The following is a 22,035-nucleotide window of genomic DNA, read 5'->3' on the forward strand; positions in this document are numbered from 1 at the left end:
ATTAAGCGCAGATTAATTCGAATCTTGGGAATATGCAGGCCAGGCCTGCTACTGGGTAAGTCCATAAAGGATGCAAACTCCACAAGGATAAGGGTTAAGTTGCCAGGTAAAGACTGGCTAAATTGCTGGTTATTTTATAGTTTAACTTAGCTTAACTCAACCTGAGCGGGAAAAAGTTTTCTGGTGCAACTGCGACTTTCTGCTAGCATAGGGGTCACCAACAGGAGTGTATTATGTCAACATCTGAGCACGCTTCACCTTTACAGTGGTGGTTACCTCAGGCACTAGAGCTGGAGCAATGCTGGCAAGTCGCTATAGGTCCACTTACCTTATACCTAAAGCGTAATTTGCAGGAATGGTTGTTTAGCTTCGAGCGCGATAATGAATCAGAACTGCAATGCAGATTAGAAAGCAACGGTGCGGTCTGTTTACCTGAATTACTCGCCACACAGCGCTTTATGTTCCGCCACAGCCCTACTACTTTTCAGCTTAAACCCAAACTACTGGATCGGTCCGTGGTAATTAAAACCCGGCAGCGGGTAAGTATTCCCCCCGGAGAAAACAGTGTGTTTTACATTAGCTCACCGGTGGTGATCGATATCACAGTGCAACAACCTGAATTGAGTTTGCTCCAGCTCCCTGTGCAACGTTTATCTGATACCTGGTTTGGGCCACCAACGCATCATGGGGAGCTTTGCTACGCCGATAAAACTCAGGCCAGACACTGTTTAGAGGAAATTCCGCCACGCCCGCACCGGGCAATCACTGCTGTGACCATTGAAAACCGCTCCACAGCCATATTAACCTTGGATAAGCTAAGTATTCCTTTACCCTATCTGGCACTGTATGGCCATCAGGACGGCAGCTTATGGACCGATCCGATAGTATTAAGACATGAAAACCTGCAAAGCCTGAGCCATTTTCAACTGGGTCAAACCTTACCAGTAGGTTTGACCAGCCAACAGCAACTCGCACCGGCGCAGTTTAAAACGGATTCCAGAGGCCTGGTCCGTGCGTTCACCGACATTTTTCAGCACTAAGGAGTTGCTATGCTAGACAAACTCTGGCTATTTTTAAATTCACCTACTGTGATAAATGGCTTGCAAGCACTGTTATTTGTCGGCATCGGCTTTGTGTTGGCGCGCCAGGTGTCACGGGCTGCCGAAAAACTGATCAGTAAAAACTTTTCCCGCCATCATGCCGCACTATTTAAACGTCTGATTTACTGGCTCATCCTGGCATTATTCAGCGCATCGGCATTACATCAGTTGGGCTTTTCGCTGGGCGTGTTACTCGGGGCCGCTGGGGTACTATCTGTCGCTATTGGCTTTGCCTCACAAACATCTGCCTCAAACCTGATTAGCGGCCTGTTTTTAATTGGCGAGCAACCTTTTCAGGTCGGTGATGTGATTAAAGTGGGTAATACTACCGGTGAGGTGCTGTCGATCGATTTACTTTCTGTAAAACTGCGTACCTTTGATAATCTCTTTGTAAGGCTGCCGAATGAAAGCCTGATTAAATCTGAAGTGACTAATCTGACCCGGTTCCCGATCCGGCGGTTTGATATATTGTTGGGCGTCGCCTATAAAGAAAATATCTCCAAAGTACGACAAGTGTTGTTTGCCGTTGCTGAGAACAATCCGTTATGTCTGGATGAACCGGCGCCAGCGTTTTTATTCACCGGCTTTGGCGATTCAGCACTGAATCTGCAATTTTCAGTGTGGAGTACGTCAGAAAATTTCCGGGCTTTGCGTAATAGTTTGCAAGAGGAGATCAAACTCGCCTTTGAAGCAGAAAATATTGAAATACCCTATCCACAACGTACGGTATATCTTTCGGCCGAGGGCATGACGCCAATGCAATTTACAAGCGGCACTGCCAGTAGCGAGGCAAAATCCGGACGCAGTTAAAGGGAGAAGTGTAATGTGGCGTCAGTTTGGTCTGCTCGGTATCGGTCTGTGCAGTCTGCCCCTTGCGGCAGATTGTCAGTCTGACTTCGATCCGACAGAACTAAAAACACGCCAACCGATAATTGCTACAATTCAATTTCAACAAGAAAACGTCTTTGATCTTGATGAGCCTGGTATATTTTGGCTACATCGCTTTGCTAACCACACCCACATTATTACCACCGAACAAACCATCCGCGATGACTTACTGTTTCTGCAGGATGCCCCGCTGAACCTATCAGAGCTGGCCGAGACCGAGCGTCTATTACGTAGCCGCCGTTATCTGCGTGATGCCAGGGTAGAGGTTGTACAGTATTGCCCTGGAGCGAATACCGCGACCGTGCGCGTCACCACCTGGGATAACTGGTCACTCCTGCCAAAAATCGATTTTTCCAGCGAGGGGGGTGAAACCAAGTACTCGTTGGGCGTTGCCGAGGATAACCTGCTGGGTTCAGGTAATCAGATCCAGCTTGATTACGCCAAAGACAGTGAGCGCAGCGGCTATTTGCTTAGTTTTGCCAGCCCGAATATCTTCGGTAGCCACTGGAATACCCTGCTGAGCTATGCCGATAACTCTGATGGTGAAAACTATCGCTTCGCAGTACAGCGGCCGTTCTACCGGCTGGATTCGAACTGGGCCTTTAATGCTGACCTGGTAAAAAACAAAGAGCAGGTCACTGATTACTTATTATCGGAAACCGTTAACGAATATAACCGCACCCGGCACCAGTTTGATGCTTCTGCCGGTTTTAAACTGGCACTGCGCGGTCACACCATCCAACGGCTAAATATTGGTATGCAACTGGAGGATGTTGATTTTAATGAACTGGACAGTACGGTTTTAAGCTTGCCTGAGCAGCGCAACCTGTCTTACCTCTATCTGGAATACCAGTTACTGCAGGATGACTTCTACAAGCTGTATAACATCAATCAGTTTAACCGGGTTGAGGATATTAATGCCGGCTGGCAACTGCGGCTGCGGTTGGGCTTTTTGCAACCCTGGCTGGGCGCCGATGAAGATGGTTTAAGGCTGGAAGCGGAGGTAAGCAAAGCCTGGCAACTGAACGACCGCACCTGGCTCTTTTCAGATCTGGCCTATCAACAGCTGGACTGGCAGCAGCGCAAGCAAGAGTTGTGGCATCTGGGTTTACAGCTTAATCATCAGCTCAACGCCCGCAATAGTCTGGTCGGCAGTATCTCCGCCGAACGCGGCCGCAACTTGTTTGCCGACGAAGCCCTGTATCTCGGCGGAGATAGTGGCCTGCGCGCCTTCCCGCTGTATTATCAGCGTGGCGATAACCGCATGGTGGCCACCGCAGAGTATCGCCACTATACCGACTGGAATTTATGGCAGATTTTTGATGTCGGCTTTGCCGCCTTTGGTGATGTCGGCCGCAGCTGGGGCGGCCGCTCCGCAGAGGATTTGGCCGCATTAAACGGTAAAGCCGGTATCGATGATGAAATTCTGTTTGGCCTGGGCGTCGGCATTCGCTTACTGTCCAGCCACTCCAGCCGCGGCACCATGATTCATCTGGATCTGACGCGGCCAATCAGTGATAACCCGGATCTAGGCAGCTGGCAGTGGCGTGTGACTGCCAAGCGCCGTTTTTAACACTACGTCAGACTAAAAACTAAGCAGCAAACGTCAACACGCTCTAGTTCTTTTACAGCAGCGGCTGACAGAGCGGGCAAAATACCGTACTGCGCTGGCCCAACCGCACTTCTGACAGCGCAATGCCGCAGTTAACGCAGGGCTGGCCACCGCGGCCATATACCAGCAACTCCTGCTTAAAATAGCCGGGTTTACCATCTACCTGACTAAAATCACGCAGCGTGGTGCCCCCCTGCACTATTGCCGCGACCAGCGTTTCTTTGACGATGGTACAAAGCAGCGCCAGCTTATCAGCACTGACGTCGCGTGCCGGTTGCTGTGGATTAATGCCGGCTTTAAATAAGGCTTCATTGGCATAAATATTCCCAACACCCACCACCACATGGTTATCCATTAATACCAGTTTGATCGCGCTGCCGCGGCGCTGACAAGCCTGGATCAGGGTTTCAGCGGTAAAATCTGCTGTTAACGGCTCTGGGCCTAACTGTGCCAGCAATGGATGCTGCTCGCCTTGCGCCTGCCACAGCACGGCACCAAAGCGCCGGGTATCGTTTAAGCGCAGTGCGGTACCGTTTGCGAATAGCAAATCCAGATGATCATGTTTACCCGGCGCCAGATCCGCAGGCACTACCTTTAAATGCCCCGACATACCCAAATGCAGAATAATACTTCCGCCGGGCAAATCCAGCAGTAAGTACTTGGCACGCCGTCTTACCGCTAAAATCGGTTGCTGCTGTTGCTGCAGCACCTCATCCGGCACCCACCAACGCAACTGACGCTGCCGGGCGACAACCTTGGTTAGCTGTTGTCCTTGCAAATGCGGGCTGATCCCCAAACGCGAGACCTCAACTTCAGGTAACTCTGGCATCTTATACTCCGGTACTCAGGTTCTCTAAGGGGTTAATCAATTAAAAACAGCAGCCGTGCCTGCGCGGCAGGCAGCAAATAAAGCTGGGGCTGCCCTACCTGTTGTAGTAAATAATCCTGCTGTGCGGGATAGAGCAACCAGATCTGAGGTGCAAACTCGCCGGCTAGCTGCACACTGGCCTGGGCAACCGGCGCCTGAGTGGGCTTGGTAACACCAACGGCTGGCTGCAGCGGTGTATAGAGCCAGGCATTCAGCATTTGCTGGGCACTGACACTGCTGTTGCTGCGTGGTTGCAACTGCCATTGCCCGGCCGCCTGCACTAAACGCACCTCTCCTACCGCAATACTCAGCAGCTGCGATTGTTCCGGTAATAAGCTGGCCGTGACCGGTGCCTGGCCGGTACCCCGCCAGTCATACAGACTAAACATCAGTAACAGCACTATAAAAATCAGCACATTATTCCAGTTACGGCGTGACAGTTTCAGCATAATGATATGAGCAGAAGAACGCAGCGGTTCGTTATTGATAAGGCGTGGTGCAGATAGTAACGGCAGCAGGGCTAAAAAGCAAAAACCCGGCAGCGCCGGGTTTCTGGGGTTCGATTACTTGATTTTCGCTTCTTTGAAAATCACGTGCTTGCGCACTTTAGGATCGAACTTTTTGATTTCCATCTTTTCTGGCATGGTGCGCTTGTTCTTCGTTGTCGTGTAGAAGAAGCCAGTGCCAGCAGAAGAAACTAAACGGATTTTATCGCGCATTTGTTAATTCCTTATACCTTGTGACCGTTGGCACGAACTTCTGCTAACACAGCGTCGATACCTTTCTTGTCAATGATACGCATACCCTTGGTAGAGGTACGTAAAGTGACGAAACGGTTTTCGCTTTCAACCCAGAAACGGTGCGTTTGCAGGTTAGGCAGGAAACGGCGCTTAGTCGCGTTGTTGGCGTGCGAACGACGGTTACCTACCATCGGACCTTTGCCAGTTACTTGGCATACTCTAGACATGTCAATATTTCTCCAAAATTACGTCAGCTCGAGCTATCTTTCACCCTTCTGGCCTTGAAGGTTGCCCCGAAAATGGATGAGGGCGCACTTTATACACGAAAGTACGGTTAAACTCAAGACAAATTCATTTTCCCGGCCAGCGGGCAGCGCTGCGAAAACGCCTTGCATCGAGACTCACGCCGGGCTGTACTCAGGTGCATTACCTGCTACAACCAGCCACGCTCTGCAAAAGACACCACTTCCGCATCACCTACCACAAAATGGTCCAGCACCCGGATATCAACCAGTGCTAAAGCCTGGGTCAGGCGCTCCGTTATTGCCCGGTCGGCGCGGCTTGGCTCAGCCACCCCAGAGGGGTGATTATGCGCCAGAATAACGGCGGCGGCATTATGCTTCAAAGCGTGCTGAACTACAATACGCGGGTACACCGGGGAGGCATCAATAGTGCCGTAAAATAATGGCTCGGAACCAATCATACGATGTTGATTATCAAGATAAAGTACCAGAAAGACTTCGCGCAGTTCACCACTGAGCTGGTGAGCTAAATATTTTCGCACTACCGCCGGCTCTGAGCAGACGGTATCGCGTTTTAACTGCTGCTGCAGAAAACGCCGGCTTAACTCCAGTACCGCCTGCAACTGTACGTACTTGGCCTCACCTAAACCGCGGGCATTGCAAAATTCGCTGCGACTGGCGCCGAGCAAGGCGCGTAAATCACCGAACTGCTGCAACAACTGCCTGGCCAGACTCACCGCGTCGGTACCGGCAATACCGGTGCGTAAGAAAATCGCCAGCAGCTCCGCATCCGATAAGGTGGCCGGCCCCAATGTTAACAGTTTCTCCCGTGGTCGCTCACTGAGCGGCCAGTCTGTAATTGCCATCCTGACCTCCTGTTGTTGATGTTGTCAGCGCTTAGCAGCTGAACGGGTGCTGAATTGGAGTTTCCGTGCTATCTTATGCCGACCGAGGCTGGAGCAGGACCAGAAATCATGTTGCAAACCCTTGCTGATAAACGCATTTTACTTGGCATTAGCGGCGGTATTGCTGCCTATAAAAGTGCCGATCTGGTGCGGCGCTTAACCGAACGCGGCGCCGACGTCCGGGTTATTCTGACCAGCGCAGCGCAGGAATTTATTACCCCACTGACACTACAAGCCGTCTCCGGTAATCCGGTTAGCCACAGCCTGCTCGACCCGGCCGCAGAAGCGGCGATGGGCCATATTGAACTGGCCAAATGGGCCGATTTAATCCTGATAGCCCCGGCCAGTGCCGATGTCATTGCCCGGCTGGCGCATGGCTTAGCCAATGATCTGCTTACTACCTGTGTACTTGCCAGTAGTGCCCCTGTTGCGGTAGCGCCGGCGATGAATCAGCAGATGTATAAAAATATAGCTACCCAAAAGAATCTTGCAACATTAAAAGAACATAATTTTCACATCTTCGGCCCGGGTGTGGGCGCACAAGCCTGTGGCGATACCGGCGCTGGCCGCATGCTGGAACCGCTGGAGCTGGTCGCACTGACCGAGCAATTATTTAGCCCGGTCAAAAATCTGCAAGGTTTACGCATTACCATTACCGCCGGCCCGACCCGCGAAGCTATTGATCCGGTGCGCTATATCAGTAATCACAGCTCTGGCAAGATGGGCTTTGCGCTGGCTCAGGCCGCTGCGGCTATGGGCGCCGAGGTCACGCTAATCAGCGGCCCGGTGCAACTTACAACCCCCGCCGGCGTAACACGGATTGATGTGCAAAGTGCCGAGCAGATGCATCAGGCGGCGCTCTCTGCCGCGGTGCAGTCGGATATTTTTATTGGCTGTGCCGCCGTTGCCGACTATCGGGTAGCGGAAATCGCGGCCGATAAACTAAAAAAAGGCGCCGAAGCTGAGATGCAGCTGACACTGGTAAAAAACCCGGACATTATTGCCGCCGTCGCCGCCCTGCCGCAGCAGCGGCCCTTTACCGTCGGCTTTGCCGCCGAAACCCGTAACGTACTGGAATATGCGCGGCAAAAGCTGCTGAATAAGCGGCTGGATATGATTTGCGCCAATGATGTATCGGCCAGCGATCGTGGCTTTAACAGCGATGACAATGCCCTTAGCGTGATCTGGCGCGGCGGCGAACTGGATTTGCCGAAGGCACCAAAGCAAAAGTTAGCCACACAGCTGATCACCCTGATCAGCGAACATTATAAAAACTAAATTCTTAACTTATAACGCAGCGAAGCAGTAAAACCGATGAAAAAAGCTATAGATCTGAAAATTCTCGACCCGCGGATCGGCCGCGACTTCCCGTTACCGGCCTACGCCACACCCGGCTCAGCGGGCCTGGATTTACGTGCTTGTCTGGAGCAAACACTGGTACTGGCACCGGGCCAAACCGTGCTGATCCCAACCGGTATTGCCATTCATATTGGCGATGCCAACCTGTGCGCAACCATCCTGCCGCGCTCGGGCCTGGGGCATAAACATGGCATCGTACTGGGCAATTTGGTGGGGCTGATTGATTCGGACTATCAGGGGCCCTTGATGGTGTCGATGTGGAACCGCGGCAGCGACAGCTTTAGCATTGAACCGGGCGACCGCATCGCCCAGCTGGTGTTTATGCCGGTGGTACAGGCCGAATTTAATCTGGTCGAGGGCTTTGACAGCTCAGAGCGTGGTGAAGGTGGCTTTGGTCACTCTGGCAAGCAGTAAGGGCGCGACAACGCCCCTACTTCTGAATTAGCTAAGGATCTGAGCAGTCGCATGGCAACAATAAAAAAATCAAACCGTAAAGAAGATATCCTGCAGGCGTTAGCGGCAATGCTGCAAAGCCACAGCAATGGCCAGCGCATTACTACCGCCGCCCTGGCAGAGCAGGTTGGCGTGTCGGAAGCGGCGCTGTACCGGCATTTCCCTAGCAAAGCGCGGATGTACGAAGGGCTGATAGAATTTATTGAAGATACGCTGCTATCGCGCATTAACGCCATTACCGAAGAGCACAAGGATACCCAAACCCGTATCAGCCTGATGCTGCAGCTGGTACTGGTATTTGCCGAGCGTAACCCGGGCTTTTGCCGTATTCTGACCGGCGATGCGCTACAAGGCGAGCAAGAGCGCCTGCTGGAGCGCGTCGCGGCACTGTTTGAAAGGCTGGAAACCCAGTTTAAACAGTGTTTACGCGAGCGCAAATTACGCGAAGGTAAAAGCTTTACTATCGATGAGGCGGAACTGGCAAACCTGCTGCTGGCCACCATAGAAGGCAAGATCAGCCAGTTTGTCCGTTCCGGCTTTAAACGCCTGCCAACCCAGTATTGGGCGGCGCAGTGGGCGTTACTCGAGCAAAGCCTGTTTGCGTAATGCTGTCTTGGTTAGTGCGGCTGTACTCACGATGGCACTCACGACAGTGCTGACGACACTAACCAAACAGAGCCCAAGCAGACACCCAACAGAGTGAGCTACGGAACGCGATCAATGGAACCTGAGTCACACCTGTACCGCCGCTATAGCAGCATCAGGTTAGTTTCTGCCATAGGGCCGCACCCCAAACCAGCGCTACTATCACTAAACTGACAAAAACCGCTGCCGAGCCCATATCTTTGGCCCGGCCAGATAGCTCATGCCGCTCTAAACCTACCCTATCGGTTAATGACTCAATGGCCGAATTCAGTAACTCCACTACCAGTACCAGGCACCATACCGCCAGCAGCAGGGCAAACTGCGCCACTGAGTCTGCCAGCCAGATAGCAGCAGGAATGGAAAGCAGCGTGAGCGTCGCTTCCTGACGAAAGGCCGACTCATAGCGCCAGCTGGCACTAAAACCCTGCATTGAACAACGGGCCGCTTTAATAATGCGCCCGATGCCAGTCCCATTTGGTTTTTGCATACTTAATCCTATTCCCTGTTGCTAATGCTAATACCTGCAAGAATGCGCCAATGCTGGGCGCAAACAATACGGCCAGCAAAGAGCTGGCCGCAGATAAGAGATTTAATCAGGCTATACCGTACTGGGCACGGTAAGCCTTTACCGCCGCCAGATGCTCGGCCAGCTCGGGCTTATCCGCCAAATAGCTAATTAAGTCCGGCAGGCTGATAATTGAAATCACCTTAGTATTAAAGTCGCGCTCGACTTCCTGAATTGCCGACAACTCACCCTGACCGCGCTCCTGCCGGTCCAGTGCAATCAGCACGCCGGTCAGCTCTGCGCCCTGCGCCTGGATCAGCTGCATAGATTCGCGGATCGCCGTACCGGCAGTGATCACATCATCCACCAGCATAATACGGCCTTTTAGTGCTGCGCCGACTAAATTGCCGCCTTCACCATGGGTTTTGGCTTCTTTGCGGTTAAAGCAGTATGGCAGGTCGCGCTGATAGTGCTCGGCCAACGCCACAGCAGTGGTAGTAGCAATAGGAATGCCTTTATAGGCCGGGCCAAACAGCACATCAAATTCGATACCCGAGTCCTGCAGCGCAGCCGCATAAAAGCGGCCCAGTTTTGCCAGATCGCCACCGGTATTAAATAAGCCGGCATTAAAAAAATACGGGCTAATCCGGCCAGATTTCAGCGTAAAGCTACCAAATTTCAGTACATTGCGTGATAACGCAAATTCAATAAATTCCCGTTGAAAGGCTTTCATCGTTACTCCTTCGCCAATACCCGTTTTTGCTCGGCCACAATTTCAGTAATGGCCGCCGCACCCAGCTCCAGCATTTGCTGCATCTGCGCAAAACTAAAGGGCGCCTCTTCGGCGGTGCCCTGAATTTCAATCACTTCGCCCTGCTCGGTCATCACCAGATTCATATCGGTTTCGGCAGCCGAGTCTTCAGCATAATCCAGATCGGCAACGGCTGTACCCTGATAGATCCCCACCGACACCGCCGCCACCATATAACGCAGCGGGTTCTTTTTAATCAGGCCTTTGGCCAGCATAAAGTTCAGCGCATCAACCAGTGCCACACAGGCACCGGTAATCGAAGCGGTACGGGTACCGCCGTCGGCCTGAATCACATCACAGTCGATGGTAATGGTATTTTCGCCGAGCAGGCTTAAATCGACGGCGGTGCGCAGAGCGCGGCCAATCAGTCGTTGGATTTCCATAGTGCGGCCGCCCTGCTTACCACGGGCAGCTTCCCGGTCATTGCGGCTATGCGTCGCGCGCGGCAGCATGCCGTATTCCGCGGTAATCCAACCCTGGCCCTTACCTTTTAAAAAACGTGGTACGCCTTCGGTAACACTGGCAGTACAGATCACCTTGGTATTACCAAACTCAACTAACACTGAGCCTTCGGCATGGGCAGTGAACTGACGGGTAAAAGCGAGCGGGCGGATTTGACTGGCGGTACGGCCACTTGGACGCATTGGGCTACTCCTGACTGATAAATTAGCCACCATTATAGGGGCTATAGCCGCTGACGGCTATCTTTGTAACAGCTGACTTCGGCTTTAAACCCGGCGCATGGCCATGCCTAAGGCCGCGCTTAAGTACCATAATTTATGAATTTGGCAGCATGCCCCCAAATTCGCCAAACTCAGGTATACTCCCATTTATTTGCCGTTTTGGAACCGCCTTATGATCCACAGTATGACTGCCTTTGCCCGCCACGAAACCAAAGCCAGCTGGGGCACCGCCCAGTGGGAGATCCGCTCGGTTAACCAGCGTTATTTAGAATCCTACTTTCGCTTACCAGAACAGTTCCGCGGTTTAGAAAGCCTGCTGCGCGACAAGCTGCGTAACAGCCTGCAACGCGGCAAAATTGAGGTGAATTTACGCTATCAGGCCAACCAGGCCGCCGGCGAACTGCAATTAAATGATGTGTTTGCCGAACAACTGCTGCAAAAAGCGCAGCAATTACTGCAAAAAGCACCGCAAGCAACGCTAAATATTGCCGACATTCTACGTTGGCCCGGCGTAATGGAAACCCCAAGCGAAGACTTAGACACCCTGCAAGCCGAACTGCTGGCCGGTTTCGACACCGCTTTACAAGACTTTTTAGCCGGCCGTGGCCGTGAAGGCGATGCTATAGAAGAGATGATCCAGCAGCGCTTAAGCGCCATCAGCGAACAAGTCGCTTTTGTGCGTAGTCATTTGCCACAAGCCATGCAGTGGCAGCGCGATCGTATTGTAAACCGCTTAAATGAAATCAAAACCGATTTAGACCAAAGCCGCTTAGAACAGGAAATGGCGTTTTTAGCCTCGAAATCTGACGTCGCTGAAGAGCTCGACCGCCTCGATGCGCACATCAAAGAAACCCGCCATACGCTGAAAAAAGGCGGCGCCTGCGGAAGGCGGTTAGATTTTATGATGCAGGAATTTAACCGCGAAGCGAATACGCTGTCTTCAAAAGCTATCAGCACCGAGATAACCAATGCCGCGGTAGAGCTTAAGGTGTTAATCGAGCAGATGCGTGAGCAGATCCAAAACGTGGAATAACATCGATTTATCTGGCCAAGCTCTGTATTGCCAAAATCGCCAGTATCAATTTTGCCCATCGCAAAGATGGGCAAAAGGCAACCAGAACTAACTAACTTTTGCTACTGACAGGCAAGCCTGCTGCTACATCTTTAAAGGCTAATAATGCCGCTTCTAAATGATCGATGATTTCTTGCTGTAAGACATCTGGTGGTGGCAAGTTATCCAAATTATCCAGGCTGTCATCTTTAAGCCAAAACACATCAAGGCTGGCTTTATCGCGGTTTATTAACTCGTCATAACTGTAGTATTTGAATCGCTCGGTCTCTTTGCGCTCATGGCGGTTTTCAGGATTGTAGCACTGAATAAATTCTTTAAGATCGCTCAACATCATTGGGCGCTGCTTAAGCGTAAAGTGTTTATTGGTTCTTAAATCGTAGAACCAAATACCTTTGGTATGTACTTTTTCATCACGAGCCGCGTTATCAAAAAATACTACGTTCGCTTTTACGCCATTGGCATAAAAGATCCCTGTAGGTAAGCGCAAAATAGTGTGCACATCACAGTTATTTAACCATTTACGACGAATGCGCTCACCTGCACCGCCTTCAAATAACACGTTATCCGGTAATACTACTGCCGCTTTGCCGGTGTCTTTTAAGCTCGCGACAATATGCTGCAAAAAGTTAAGCTGCTTGTTGGTGGTGGTGGCCCAAAAGTCTTGCCGCTCATAGGTTAAGGCTTCTTTGTCTTCGCCACCTTCGGCATTGGTAATGGTCATGCTGCTTTTCTTACCAAATGGCGGGTTGGCTAATACGTAATCTACCTTATCCTCACCTTTGATTGCCGTTAGCAAGGCATCGGCGCGGGCCACTTTGGGCTCGCCATCAATACTGCCAATATTGTGTAAAAACAAATTCATTAAACACATGCGGCGGGTTGACGGCACTATCTCATTACCAAAGAAGGTCTCATCACGTAAAAATTTTACCTGATCTTTATTCAGCTTGGATTTGGCAATTGCGCTGGCATTATCTTTAGCCGGGTTCCAATGGCTCATGCCTTTTTCAATCCACTGTGCATCACCATAGGTGATCCAGTCATAGGCGCTTAAAAAGAACCCGCCGGTACCACAGGCAGGATCTAAAATTGTTTTCTTAGGTTCAGGACGCACACACGCCAGCATGGCATCAATTAATGGCCGTGGAGTAAAGTACTGGCCCGCTCCACTTTTGGTATCTTCTGCGTTCTTTTGTAGCAAACCTTCGTATAAATCACCTTTGGCATCGGCATCAAGGCTGATCCAGCTCTCTTCATCAATCATTTTAACAATGCGTGACAACTTAGCAGGATCGGGGATTTTATTTTCTGACTTATAAAAAATAGCGCCCAGCATGCCGGGGGCATCGGCAAGCTTTTTTAACACTCGACGGTATTGGTTTTCTAACGCTTCACCCGTTAGGCCAGTTAAAGACTCCCAGTTGTAAGCGCCCGGTACTTTGGTATCGCGTAAGTACGGCGGCTGCGAGTATTCGTGGGCCATTTTTAAAAACAGCAAGTAAGTTAACTGCTCTAAATAATCTCCATAGCCAACACCGTCATCACGCAAGGTATGACAATAATTCCAAACTTTTTGTACTAAAGCGGGAGCGTTCATTTTTTACTGTCCAAACCTGATTGACTGCACTCAGGTGTGCTGCTGTCTAAAAGCGTGCGATTATAGCGATTTTTGGCAGAATTAATCGCCTCTTGTAAGCGTTGATGTAATATTTCCCGTTTCGGCAACACGGCCAGGTACTCTGCGACGTGAATACCGGCATCATCCATTTCCAGCAATTCGATTTGCTCTTGGTTTTTTTGCGCACACAAAATAATACCAAGCGGTGCTTGCTCACCCGCTTGTCGCTCGTGTTTATCCAGCCAGCGCAGGTATAGTTCCATTTGGCCTTTGTAGTGGGGTTTGAATTTCCCCAGCTTTAAATCAATGGCCACTAAGCGTTTGAGCTGGCGATTATAAAATAATAAGTCGATGTAAAAATCATCGCCATCAAGCTGAATGCGCTTTTGCCGCGCGATAAACGAAAAGCCGGCGCCAAGCTCCAGCAGAAATTGTTCAAGCTCGCGCAAAATGGCATCTTCTAAATCTTTTTCCAGGTAGTGATCATTCAGCCCCAAAAAGTCCAGCACATAGGGGTCTTTCAGTATCAGGTTAGCTGATACTTGCTTGTGCTCAGCTAATTGCTGTAATTCAAGCTTAATGGTTTCAGCGGGCTTTTTTGACAGCGCTGTGCGCTCAAACAGCATACTATCGATACGCTCATTCAGCGTGCGCACACTCCAGGTTTCGGCTACGCACATCTGGGCATAAAACTCGCGGGCCAGCGGCTCTTTTAAACTAATCAGTAGCCTAAAATGGCTCCAGCTCAATTTTGCACACAGTGAGTGCAAAATCTCCTGCTGCGGGAATTGCTCATTAAGCTGCATCATGTAAGCAATGTTGCGCGCGCTCCAGCCTTTGCCAAAGCTTTCGGTAAGCTGCTTGGCTAAATTGGCCACTATTTGTTTGCCATATTCGGCACGCTCACCCTTTAACAACTCTTGGTTAATACGCTGGCCAATTTGCCAATACATCATGGTTAGCGCGGCATTAACTGCCACCGCCGTTTGTTGTTTGGTTTGGATTATGAGGGTTTGGATATCTGAATACAGTTCAGGTGCGGCAGTAAGTGTTGGCATTAGGCTGCCTCAATTTGTGGTAGAGCATCTCTAATTAAAGCTACAACTAGCGGATTACCAGATTCAAAATGAAATCTTAACATCCCAACTACCTTGTCTTTAAGGTACCCAAGGCCTTGCTCAGGGTTCCTTTTTTTGTGCCGCTCAAATTTCTTTAACCCCAACAAAACTTGTGCATCAGTACTTTGGCGATCTAGATCTAGGCACTGTAAGAAATCACTTGTTTCACTTAACACAGCTTCATAATTTGGCGAAAGCACAGTCTCTTTAAGACGCTGTTCTATTGAGAAAACTTCATTCCACGTTCTTGTCTCTTCAATATCGGGTGAAATGGATATATTCCAATTAGGTTTATCATCTAACAGTGTTATTGGATTTGTGTTGATTAAGCTAATTTCCGCATTGATAGTTCCGTAGGGATTTAATGCTTTTCTTCTGATATTATTTTTGAAAAGCAAATCCTGTTGGAGTTTATAGCTCTTATTACATTTTCCACCCATAGGGACTAAGTTAAAAAAGTTGGCTGCAGAAGTTACATACTTATCCTTCAGCAAATAATGATCTTCGTCTTCTCTTTTTTGGTCTGGTGCTTCAAAAGGCTCATAACCACAAAATGGACAAGTTTTCACAGCCAGAGAATCGTAAATAGCCTTGTAGTGGGCATCTCTTGAGCCTGTTTCTTTAAGTAGCCTAAAACCTTCAATAAAGACTAATTTCAAGCAATCAATAATCGGATTAAGTTCATCCTCGACTGCTAAGGGTGTGACTTCTCCAGCTAAAAGCCCCGCTATATTGTTTTGACTATCAATTAATAATAATGCCTTGTTTCTCTGCTCTTCGGTAAGTTGTACCGCTATATTTTCAAAATTTGCCAACAAGCCTTTTATCGTTTTTCGACTTGTTAATTTATCTCTGTGTATTGGTGGCAAAATATCAGGCCAATCAGGTATCGCCGTTGCGCTATTTAAATTGTTAACAATAAGCGAAATTGCTTCGTAGATGCATTCATGCACCCAATTATTTTCTTGTGCAGCACTTAAAGGATAGTTAACTAGCATTAATTATCCTCACTGGAAATATATGCTAACTTAGCAGCTAATTTCATTCGTTCTGGTGACTCACCAAGATTAGCGATAGCCTGCTGAATTTGATCTGCTGTTCCTTCTGCCATTAATTCTTTAATCTGATCTCTTGGCAACCCTGATATCTGTGGAGAAATATCAAAACATTCCGCAAGAATTGCATCAAATTTACTGCCATAAGTCTGAATTCTTGGCAATCTCGATTCAATCTCACCTTTTTCATTTTTACTAAATATCAGGACATTATTCCGGTCCATATCAGATGGAACAAATGGTGAGTGAGTTGTTATTAAGCAGTCTTGCATTGCAGCCAGTGATTTTTCTGAGCGCTTTCCTTCGTTCTGACATTGCACTTTACTTGTAGTCGGCAGATTCATGATTTTGGAAATAAATTCCACTCGCCATTTGGGGTTAAAGTGGCTTTCTGGTTCATCCAGTAAAAATAAAACGTTAGGAAATGATGCCATGCAAAGGGTACCTAACAATTGCGTTAATTGATGTTCCCCATCTGATAGCGATACGTAGTCAACAGGCGCTTCGCTTTTTTGTGAAATAAACTCAACACGCTCAAAACGAAATACTTTCTGCCGCTCCATGGGTTCAGGCAATCGCGATGCAAACCGGCGCTGCTCAACGCCTTTTTTAAAGGCCTCTCTATCTTGTTTGGGGATGATAAGATCATTAAGCATAGCGAGCTTATGGAAGCAAGAATATAGCTCCAAAGCACCTGACGCCCAATAGTGTCCAAAAGCTTGGTAGGTTGCATCTTGAACGAAAAAATCAAAAATGTAAGTTAGATTTTTAGCATCGTAATTAAAGCTAGTCGCTGAGCGCTGTAAATACTCTACATACTGCTGAAGCTCTTTGGTCAGCTGAACTTGGCTCTTTGCAGCTGAGCCATATTTTAGTTGTACAACACAGCGAAAAGAACGCAGCTTTTTAAGATTGGGTTCATGTATCAAGTGCTCACGCACATTTTTTGGGTTTAACAATAAATTTGCAATTAATACTTCTAGATTAGTACTGTAATCAATTAGTAGCATTCTTGAGTCTAGAATAGGTAAAGCTGATTTATCTTTATCTAGAGCATTTTCGCTAACCTGTTTAGCATATCCAGCACGGCTAACAAAAAAAGGAATACTTAGCGTTTCATTATCGCCAGATGTATAACCGATTATCTTTGATGGTAACAGGGATTCAATTTTACTTAAGTCAGTCACCAAAGCCCATTCGCCATCTACCAATGTTTCAATGACAATATCCATTTTTTTGCTCGCCACTTTACGGCGATACAGTTTAACCTTCTTAGCCTCCCCTTCAGAGATCACAGAGTATTCCAGTTCAAACTGGATTTGATTATTGGGCGTACCTTGCTCTTCATTTGGCAAATACTTCCGAAATACGGCTTGAAATATTTCCGCAATAATTTGTAGAACTTGTGACTTACCCGTGCCATTTGGGCCAATTAAACATAGTGGTGAAAAAGAGCTTGTTTCAACCAAGCCATTACGAAAATTGATTGTCACGCCGTTGAGTAAACCACCGCAGGTATCAGCGTCAATTATATTTAATCGGATAAGTTTCATTTATCTTCCTTGATAAACGTTATGGTATTCAATTTTTGGTCAAATACTTGTTTGAATAATGGTTTCTTAGCACTCAGAATTTCAAACACACAATCTTTTAACTGATCGTAGTCACCTTGAAAGGCTGTTTGTAATTCATCAAACGTAAAGCTGTTGCCTTTGTAATTACCAACCCATTTGGCAAGTTCTTCAATTGTGATTTTTTTCATGGCTGATTTTGTCTTAATTTGCTTAGTTTTGGGCTTTTTTGCCAAGGCTTCACGTTCTCGTTTGATTTTTTCAAGCAATACCGAAGCAGGTTCGTCATTAGGGTCTTGCGACACCAATTGACCGGAAAAAGCCGACTTTAAGATATTTTTACGTTGGGCTTCAGATTGTTTTAAACCAAGTGCTGTTGCTTCAATTTGACGGTCAATCGAATCAAACTCGTTAGTGATGCCTTGTATCAAAGCAAGCTGCTCAGCAAAAGGTGGAAGAGGTATTGCTAGTTCACCTAACTTAGTACCATTCACATTTGCCTGTCCGGCTGTTTGATTCATTACTTCAGCTAACCACTTTTTACCCAGAACAGAATTTATATAGTGTGCGGCTATTTCAGGTAAAAAATGCTCCGTGAATGTAACAGATATCAGATATGAAGCATAAGAAACAGGCTTACCAATGTCTCTGTAAACTGCTGATTTACCGACTAACTCAGCACTGTTGGTTCGATTAAATAGTAAATCGCCATTATTTAGTAATAAGTCCGGAAACTCTTTATGATCAACAGGTAAATACTTTAGATTACTGTAATCGAGCTTCCCATCTTGAATGTTACCCATACGCAGTACAGGCACCCCTGAACTATCATCATTCGTTTTTGATGATGAACCATAGCGTTTATTTAGAGCTAATTGATCAACACTCGCCCACACCCAGCCTTCTGGTAGCTTTGGTAAATCGGTAGTATCTGGCTGAACCGGTTCGGGGTATGCGTCTTGCCAGTTTTTAGGTGGCGTTTTGCCTTTTTCGGCAAACTCAGCGAGCTTTTGTTGCTGCCACTGCTCGCGGCGCTGTTTTAAAATACGCGCTAATAGTTGCTCACCTGTTTCTTGCACTTGGGCGCGGTTTTCAGCGCGCCATCGCTCGGTCAGTGATCCTTCAACCGCACTTTTTAATAGCGATTGGCGGTATTGGCTAAGTTTGGTTTGTGCGGCTTTGAGTTCTTCAATCCCGTTGTCAAACTCGGAAAATAGCTCCTCTAGCTTTTCTACCAATCTATCTTGTTCTTTTCTTGTTGGTAGCGGTAATGGGATACTCTGAATAGTTTTTGAAGAAAGATGCTTTACTGTCACAGCAGATGTGCTTTGATTTATTGCACCTAAATAACCTGGTAGTAGGTACGCTAAAAATTTTTGATTATAAAAATTTTCATTTGCAGTCAATTTGCAAACGCGTTGATTTAACAGTGCAATGCCGCTTCGCCAAAATGCTGAGTGGAAGTCACCATCCATTCCGACCAGTAAATCGCCACTATTCACAATGTAGTCTTTAGAGTAATCACCTTCGTAAGTTGTATCGGTTTTACCTGAAACGATATCTCTGATTCTGATGAGAGGTAAACCTTTTCCGGTGTTAAAACCACTTGATGAGAATGCATAGCCATTGACGACTTCCACAACATCTTGAAGCGTTACTCTTTCCCATGATTCATGTTTGTTCAGCAACCCTGTTGTGTCTTCTGTAACTAATTCATTTATATCTTTAGAAAATGCCATACTATGCAATTAATTCCTGATTCATTTCAGCCAATAGGCTATCTAACTCGTTATTTTGGTCGCTGCTGTTTGGGTTGCTAACAGCAAACAAGCTCCAGGCTTTTTGCAGCCCGCCGTGGTCAGCAAAGGGGCTGTAGTCAAAATCATCCCGCTCAATGGCGCAGCTGGCGGCAATATGATCTTTGATCAAACGTAACCACTGGGTTTGCTGCTCGGTAAATGCGGTGGAGCGCTGGGCATTATGGCGGAAAATCCACTTTTTAAACTTGGCATCAACGTGTTCGGCAAAGGGTTTTAGCTCGGTATCTAAACCAATGGCAAAGCGGATCAGCGAGATGATATCAGTCAGTTGCCTTTGGCTGTTTACTTTCTTATTGGTATTTTTACCCGCTGTTTGCTGATTGCCTTGGCTGTTACTGTGGCTGTTATTCAGGCGCTCATAAGCGCTCCACAACTTTTCGGTGGTCAGTAATAGTGGTGGTTTGCTTAAGGCCTGGTGCAAATCTTCTAACATGGCAAAGGTTAAGCCCCTGCGCTGGTAAGGCTGCTGGTAAAAAAAGCTTAACGCTTGAATATCGTCTTTATGCTGCTCGATAAAGTCTTTAAAGCTTTGAATAACTTTTGCTGCATTATCAGCAGCCTGGCTGCTATAACCCGAATAGGTCACCGTATCTAAGTTGATATGGTCGATAAGCTGCTCACGCTGTCGGCGGGCAGATTCTATACCTTCCCGTGTGGCGGGGTTATCAAGCGTCTGACAGGCTTGATCAATCAATTGCTCTTTAGCAGTTTGGCGCTCGCTATCGGTTAAAGTCTCTTCGCCGCGGGTAATGCCTGCGGCTTTGGCATTAGCAAGCGCTTGTGTGTTTATCGCATCCGGATCGAGGGCGGTGAGTAGCTCTCTGGCTACTTCCGGCAGTGGTTTACCGGTGAGCTTTTCAATTGCTGCCAGCCCGCGTTTATCAAGTTGTTTACTTAAACGGGTTAAACGGTTGGCCAGGCTTTGAATGGTGTCATCATCGCGATGGCCCATCGCCACGCCTTGCAATAAGTCTTTCAGTGATAGGTTTGGACTGCGCTCTAGCGGCCGGCTTTCGGTTTTGAGTGATTTTTCCACGCCGACAGCATCAATCAGCACAAAGCGGTCTTTATCGCTGGTGGCGCTTTTGCTAACATTGTGCAGGTCTTCATAGCTTAAGCTGCGCACGCCACGGCCTTTCATTTGTTCGTAATAGCCTTTGCTGCGCACATCGCGCATAAACAGCAATATCTCAAGTGGTTTTACGTCTGTGCCTGTGGCAATCATATCCACCGTTACGGCAATGCGCGGATTAAAGTCGTTGCGAAAATCATTCAAAATGCCATCAGGATCTTTGGTGTTATAGGTGATCTTTTTGCAAAACTCATTACCTTGGCCGTATTCCTCACGCACGATTTGAATAATGTCGTCGGCGTGACTGTCGGTTTTAGCGAAAATCAGCGTTTTGGGCACTTCTTTACGCTCTGGATAAATTTGGGTTTCAACCGCTTTTTTCATCGCCTTAATCACCTGGCGAATTTGGCTGACATTGACCACAGAGCGGTCGAGTTCTTTACTGGTGTAGCTGTTGTCTTCCTCTGCCTGCGCCCAGCGCTTTTTGCGGGTGAGTTTGTCACGGTGATCAAGCCATTCTTTTGCTTTTAGTTCTGCACCTTTATTGCCAATTTCAGTTTCTATTTCATAGACGTCGTAACCTACGTTGACGCCATCCAGCACTGAGTCTTCATAGCTGTATTCAGCCACGATATTTTCATTAAAAAAACCAAAGGTGCGCTTATCAGGTGTAGCAGTTAACCCTATGATAAAGGCGTCAAAGTAGTCGAGCACTTGCTTCCACAGGTTATAAATAGAGCGGTGGCATTCATCGACAATAATAAAATCAAAGGTTTCAATCGGCACGGCTGGGTTGTATTTAACCAACTTGGCTTGCTGCTGGTTTTGTTTAATTTCGTGCAGCGAGATGTCTTCGGCACTTTCGTCAATCGGCTTGCCGCTTAAAATAGAATACATACGCTGAATGGTACAAATGCATACCTCTGCCGCGCTGTCGATAGTGCTGCTGGTTAAGCGCTGAACGATGTGATTCTCATGAAAAAAGCTTTGCTTACCTTGCGGTTTAAAGGCGTGAAATTCTTGCTGTGCTTGTTTACCCAGATTGCGGGTATCGACCAAAAAAAGAATGCGTTTTGCACCGCCGTGATTAAGCAAACGATAGACGGCATTAATAGCCGTAAAGGTTTTACCTGCGCCTGTTGCCATGTGAATAAGTGAGCGTGGGCGGTTTGCCGCTAACGATTTTTCAAGCCCAGTGATGGCGCTGATTTGGCAGTCACGCAGCTTTGCTTTCGGCAGTTCTGGCATCTGGTATTTTAAGCGTTTACGCAGTGAGCTTTCTTGCTTCACCCACTCTTGTAGGGTTTCAGGCTTAAAAAAATGAAAAATCTCCCGCGCTCTTGGGGCTGGGTCTCTTAAGTCTGTAAACTGAATAACTTTGCTAGTCGCTTCAAACAGAAACGATAAGGGCGCTTCATCTTTGCGAAATTTAATTTTACTTGTGGCATAGCGTAAGGTTTGGTCTTCAACAGTAGATAAGATGGTTTCATCTTTTTTAGCTTCAATAACGCCAACTGCTTTACGATCCACAAACAGGATATAGTCGGCAGGGCCTGAATCTGTGGGATATTCACGAATTGCAATTCCTAAGCCTTCACCCAGATTCACTGCTGGCCAGGTTTGTACTTTCCAACCTGCCAGCTTAAGCTGCTCATCAATTGATAAACGAGCCTGCGTTTCTGGTTTTAATCCATCCATATCCATATTTTATCTCAAGCTAATTTTCGAAAAATTCTTCGTCAATTTTGTCCAGATGCAGCACCTGCTAACCTCTGCAGCCAATGTTGTAACGTAGCATGAGTTTGGCCAATTCAGTACCACTAATTATAACAATTCAAGAACCTAAGTTTTGGGCAGTGTCTTTTGCAGAAGGTGTAAAATCTGATGTAGTAATAAAA

At 47.8% G+C, this 22,035-nt stretch carries 21 protein-coding genes; 7 read left to right on the forward strand and 14 right to left on the reverse strand.

Translation table 11 applies throughout. The features are described from left to right. Positions 1 to 233 precede the first annotated feature (233 nt). Genes AJE_RS06510 through AJE_RS06520 form a run of 3 tightly spaced genes read left to right on the forward strand, consistent with a single transcriptional unit; the run spans position 234 to position 3,561 of the window. Complete coding sequence (locus AJE_RS06510) at positions 234 to 1,040, forward strand: DUF432 domain-containing protein (RefSeq protein ID WP_008950174.1); 807 nt, start codon at positions 234 to 236, stop codon at positions 1,038 to 1,040. Between the two features lie 9 nt (positions 1,041 to 1,049). Beyond that, positions 1,050 to 1,910 carry a mechanosensitive ion channel family protein gene (locus AJE_RS06515; RefSeq protein ID WP_008950175.1) on the forward strand — a complete coding sequence of 287 codons (861 nt, stop codon included), beginning with the start codon at positions 1,050 to 1,052 and terminating at the stop codon, positions 1,908 to 1,910. Positions 1,911 to 1,923: 13 nt separating this feature from the next. After that, positions 1,924 to 3,561, forward strand: coding sequence for a BamA/TamA family outer membrane protein (locus AJE_RS06520; protein ID WP_008950176.1), 1,638 nt, complete (start codon positions 1,924 to 1,926; stop codon positions 3,559 to 3,561). 52 nt (positions 3,562 to 3,613) lie between these two features. Here AJE_RS06520 and mutM read toward each other — a convergent pair whose 3' ends face one another. From mutM to radC, 5 genes are all read right to left on the reverse strand, one after another. Then, positions 3,614 to 4,429: a bifunctional DNA-formamidopyrimidine glycosylase/DNA-(apurinic or apyrimidinic site) lyase gene (mutM, locus tag AJE_RS06525; protein WP_008950177.1), complete on the reverse strand. Its 816-nt coding sequence runs from the start codon at positions 4,427 to 4,429 to the stop codon at positions 3,614 to 3,616. A gap of 32 nt (positions 4,430 to 4,461) precedes the next feature. Then, positions 4,462 to 4,917 (reverse strand): hypothetical protein, encoded by a 456-nt coding sequence (locus AJE_RS06530; protein ID WP_008950178.1) that lies wholly within the window; start codon positions 4,915 to 4,917, stop codon positions 4,462 to 4,464. A gap of 114 nt (positions 4,918 to 5,031) precedes the next feature. Next, on the reverse strand, positions 5,032 to 5,187 hold the full coding sequence (rpmG, locus tag AJE_RS06535) for a 50S ribosomal protein L33 (protein ID WP_008219722.1): 156 nt from the start codon (positions 5,185 to 5,187) through the stop codon (positions 5,032 to 5,034). 11 nt (positions 5,188 to 5,198) lie between these two features. Further along, positions 5,199 to 5,435, reverse strand: coding sequence for a 50S ribosomal protein L28 (gene rpmB / locus AJE_RS06540; RefSeq protein WP_008950179.1), 237 nt, complete (start codon positions 5,433 to 5,435; stop codon positions 5,199 to 5,201). Positions 5,436 to 5,641: 206 nt separating this feature from the next. Further along, a complete protein-coding gene (gene radC, locus AJE_RS06545; RefSeq protein ID WP_008606824.1) occupies positions 5,642 to 6,316 on the reverse strand; it encodes a RadC family protein in 675 nt (224 codons plus the stop codon). 108 nt (positions 6,317 to 6,424) lie between these two features. On the opposite strand from radC, the gene coaBC reads away from it, so the two are divergent. Genes coaBC through slmA form a run of 3 tightly spaced genes read left to right on the forward strand, consistent with a single transcriptional unit; the run spans position 6,425 to position 8,773 of the window. Beyond that, positions 6,425 to 7,633 carry a bifunctional phosphopantothenoylcysteine decarboxylase/phosphopantothenate--cysteine ligase CoaBC gene (gene coaBC / locus AJE_RS06550; protein ID WP_193353309.1) on the forward strand — a complete coding sequence of 403 codons (1,209 nt, stop codon included), beginning with the start codon at positions 6,425 to 6,427 and terminating at the stop codon, positions 7,631 to 7,633. Positions 7,634 to 7,669: 36 nt separating this feature from the next. Then, the gene (gene dut / locus AJE_RS06555; RefSeq protein WP_008606822.1) at positions 7,670 to 8,128 is read left to right on the forward strand and encodes a dUTP diphosphatase; all 459 of its coding nucleotides are present in this window, start codon (positions 7,670 to 7,672) and stop codon (positions 8,126 to 8,128) included. 51 nt (positions 8,129 to 8,179) lie between these two features. Continuing rightward, the gene (gene slmA, locus AJE_RS06560) at positions 8,180 to 8,773 is read left to right on the forward strand and encodes a nucleoid occlusion factor SlmA (protein WP_008606820.1); all 594 of its coding nucleotides are present in this window, start codon (positions 8,180 to 8,182) and stop codon (positions 8,771 to 8,773) included. 154 nt (positions 8,774 to 8,927) lie between these two features. Here slmA and AJE_RS06565 read toward each other — a convergent pair whose 3' ends face one another. From AJE_RS06565 to rph, 3 genes are all read right to left on the reverse strand, one after another. Beyond that, positions 8,928 to 9,299, reverse strand: a complete 372-nt coding sequence (locus AJE_RS06565) for a diacylglycerol kinase (protein WP_008950181.1) — start codon at positions 9,297 to 9,299, stop codon at positions 8,928 to 8,930. A gap of 106 nt (positions 9,300 to 9,405) precedes the next feature. Beyond that, the gene (pyrE, locus tag AJE_RS06570) at positions 9,406 to 10,050 is read right to left on the reverse strand and encodes an orotate phosphoribosyltransferase (RefSeq protein WP_008950182.1); all 645 of its coding nucleotides are present in this window, start codon (positions 10,048 to 10,050) and stop codon (positions 9,406 to 9,408) included. A 2-nt stretch (positions 10,051 to 10,052) separates the two neighbouring features. After that, positions 10,053 to 10,772 carry a ribonuclease PH gene (gene rph / locus AJE_RS06575; protein WP_008606814.1) on the reverse strand — a complete coding sequence of 240 codons (720 nt, stop codon included), beginning with the start codon at positions 10,770 to 10,772 and terminating at the stop codon, positions 10,053 to 10,055. A gap of 211 nt (positions 10,773 to 10,983) precedes the next feature. On the opposite strand from rph, the gene AJE_RS06580 reads away from it, so the two are divergent. Continuing rightward, positions 10,984 to 11,844 carry a YicC/YloC family endoribonuclease gene (locus AJE_RS06580; protein ID WP_008950183.1) on the forward strand — a complete coding sequence of 287 codons (861 nt, stop codon included), beginning with the start codon at positions 10,984 to 10,986 and terminating at the stop codon, positions 11,842 to 11,844. A 91-nt stretch (positions 11,845 to 11,935) separates the two neighbouring features. On the opposite strand, the gene AJE_RS06585 is transcribed toward AJE_RS06580, so the two are convergent. The 6 genes from AJE_RS06585 to AJE_RS06610 are packed head-to-tail and all read right to left on the reverse strand — an operon-like array spanning position 11,936 to position 21,841. Next, complete coding sequence (locus AJE_RS06585; protein ID WP_008950184.1) at positions 11,936 to 13,480, reverse strand: class I SAM-dependent DNA methyltransferase; 1,545 nt, start codon at positions 13,478 to 13,480, stop codon at positions 11,936 to 11,938. After that, positions 13,477 to 14,559 carry a PDDEXK nuclease domain-containing protein gene (locus AJE_RS06590; RefSeq protein ID WP_008950185.1) on the reverse strand — a complete coding sequence of 361 codons (1,083 nt, stop codon included), beginning with the start codon at positions 14,557 to 14,559 and terminating at the stop codon, positions 13,477 to 13,479. The genes AJE_RS06585 and AJE_RS06590 overlap by 4 nt, the downstream gene beginning before the upstream one ends. After that, positions 14,559 to 15,617 (reverse strand): hypothetical protein, encoded by a 1,059-nt coding sequence (locus tag AJE_RS06595; protein ID WP_008950186.1) that lies wholly within the window; start codon positions 15,615 to 15,617, stop codon positions 14,559 to 14,561. Before AJE_RS06595 ends, AJE_RS06590 begins: the two co-directional genes overlap by 1 nt. Beyond that, complete coding sequence (locus AJE_RS06600; protein ID WP_008950187.1) at positions 15,617 to 17,227, reverse strand: restriction system-associated AAA family ATPase; 1,611 nt, start codon at positions 17,225 to 17,227, stop codon at positions 15,617 to 15,619. Before AJE_RS06600 ends, AJE_RS06595 begins: the two co-directional genes overlap by 1 nt. Further along, positions 17,224 to 18,984 (reverse strand): restriction endonuclease subunit S, encoded by a 1,761-nt coding sequence (locus tag AJE_RS06605; protein WP_008950188.1) that lies wholly within the window; start codon positions 18,982 to 18,984, stop codon positions 17,224 to 17,226. Before AJE_RS06605 ends, AJE_RS06600 begins: the two co-directional genes overlap by 4 nt. Before the next feature lies 1 nt (position 18,985). Then, positions 18,986 to 21,841, reverse strand: a complete 2,856-nt coding sequence (locus AJE_RS06610) for a type I restriction endonuclease subunit R (RefSeq protein ID WP_008950189.1) — start codon at positions 21,839 to 21,841, stop codon at positions 18,986 to 18,988. Positions 21,842 to 22,035 lie beyond the last annotated feature (194 nt).

Source organism: Alishewanella jeotgali KCTC 22429 (genome assembly GCF_000245735.1).
Lineage (GTDB): Bacteria > Pseudomonadota > Gammaproteobacteria > Enterobacterales > Alteromonadaceae > Alishewanella > Alishewanella jeotgali.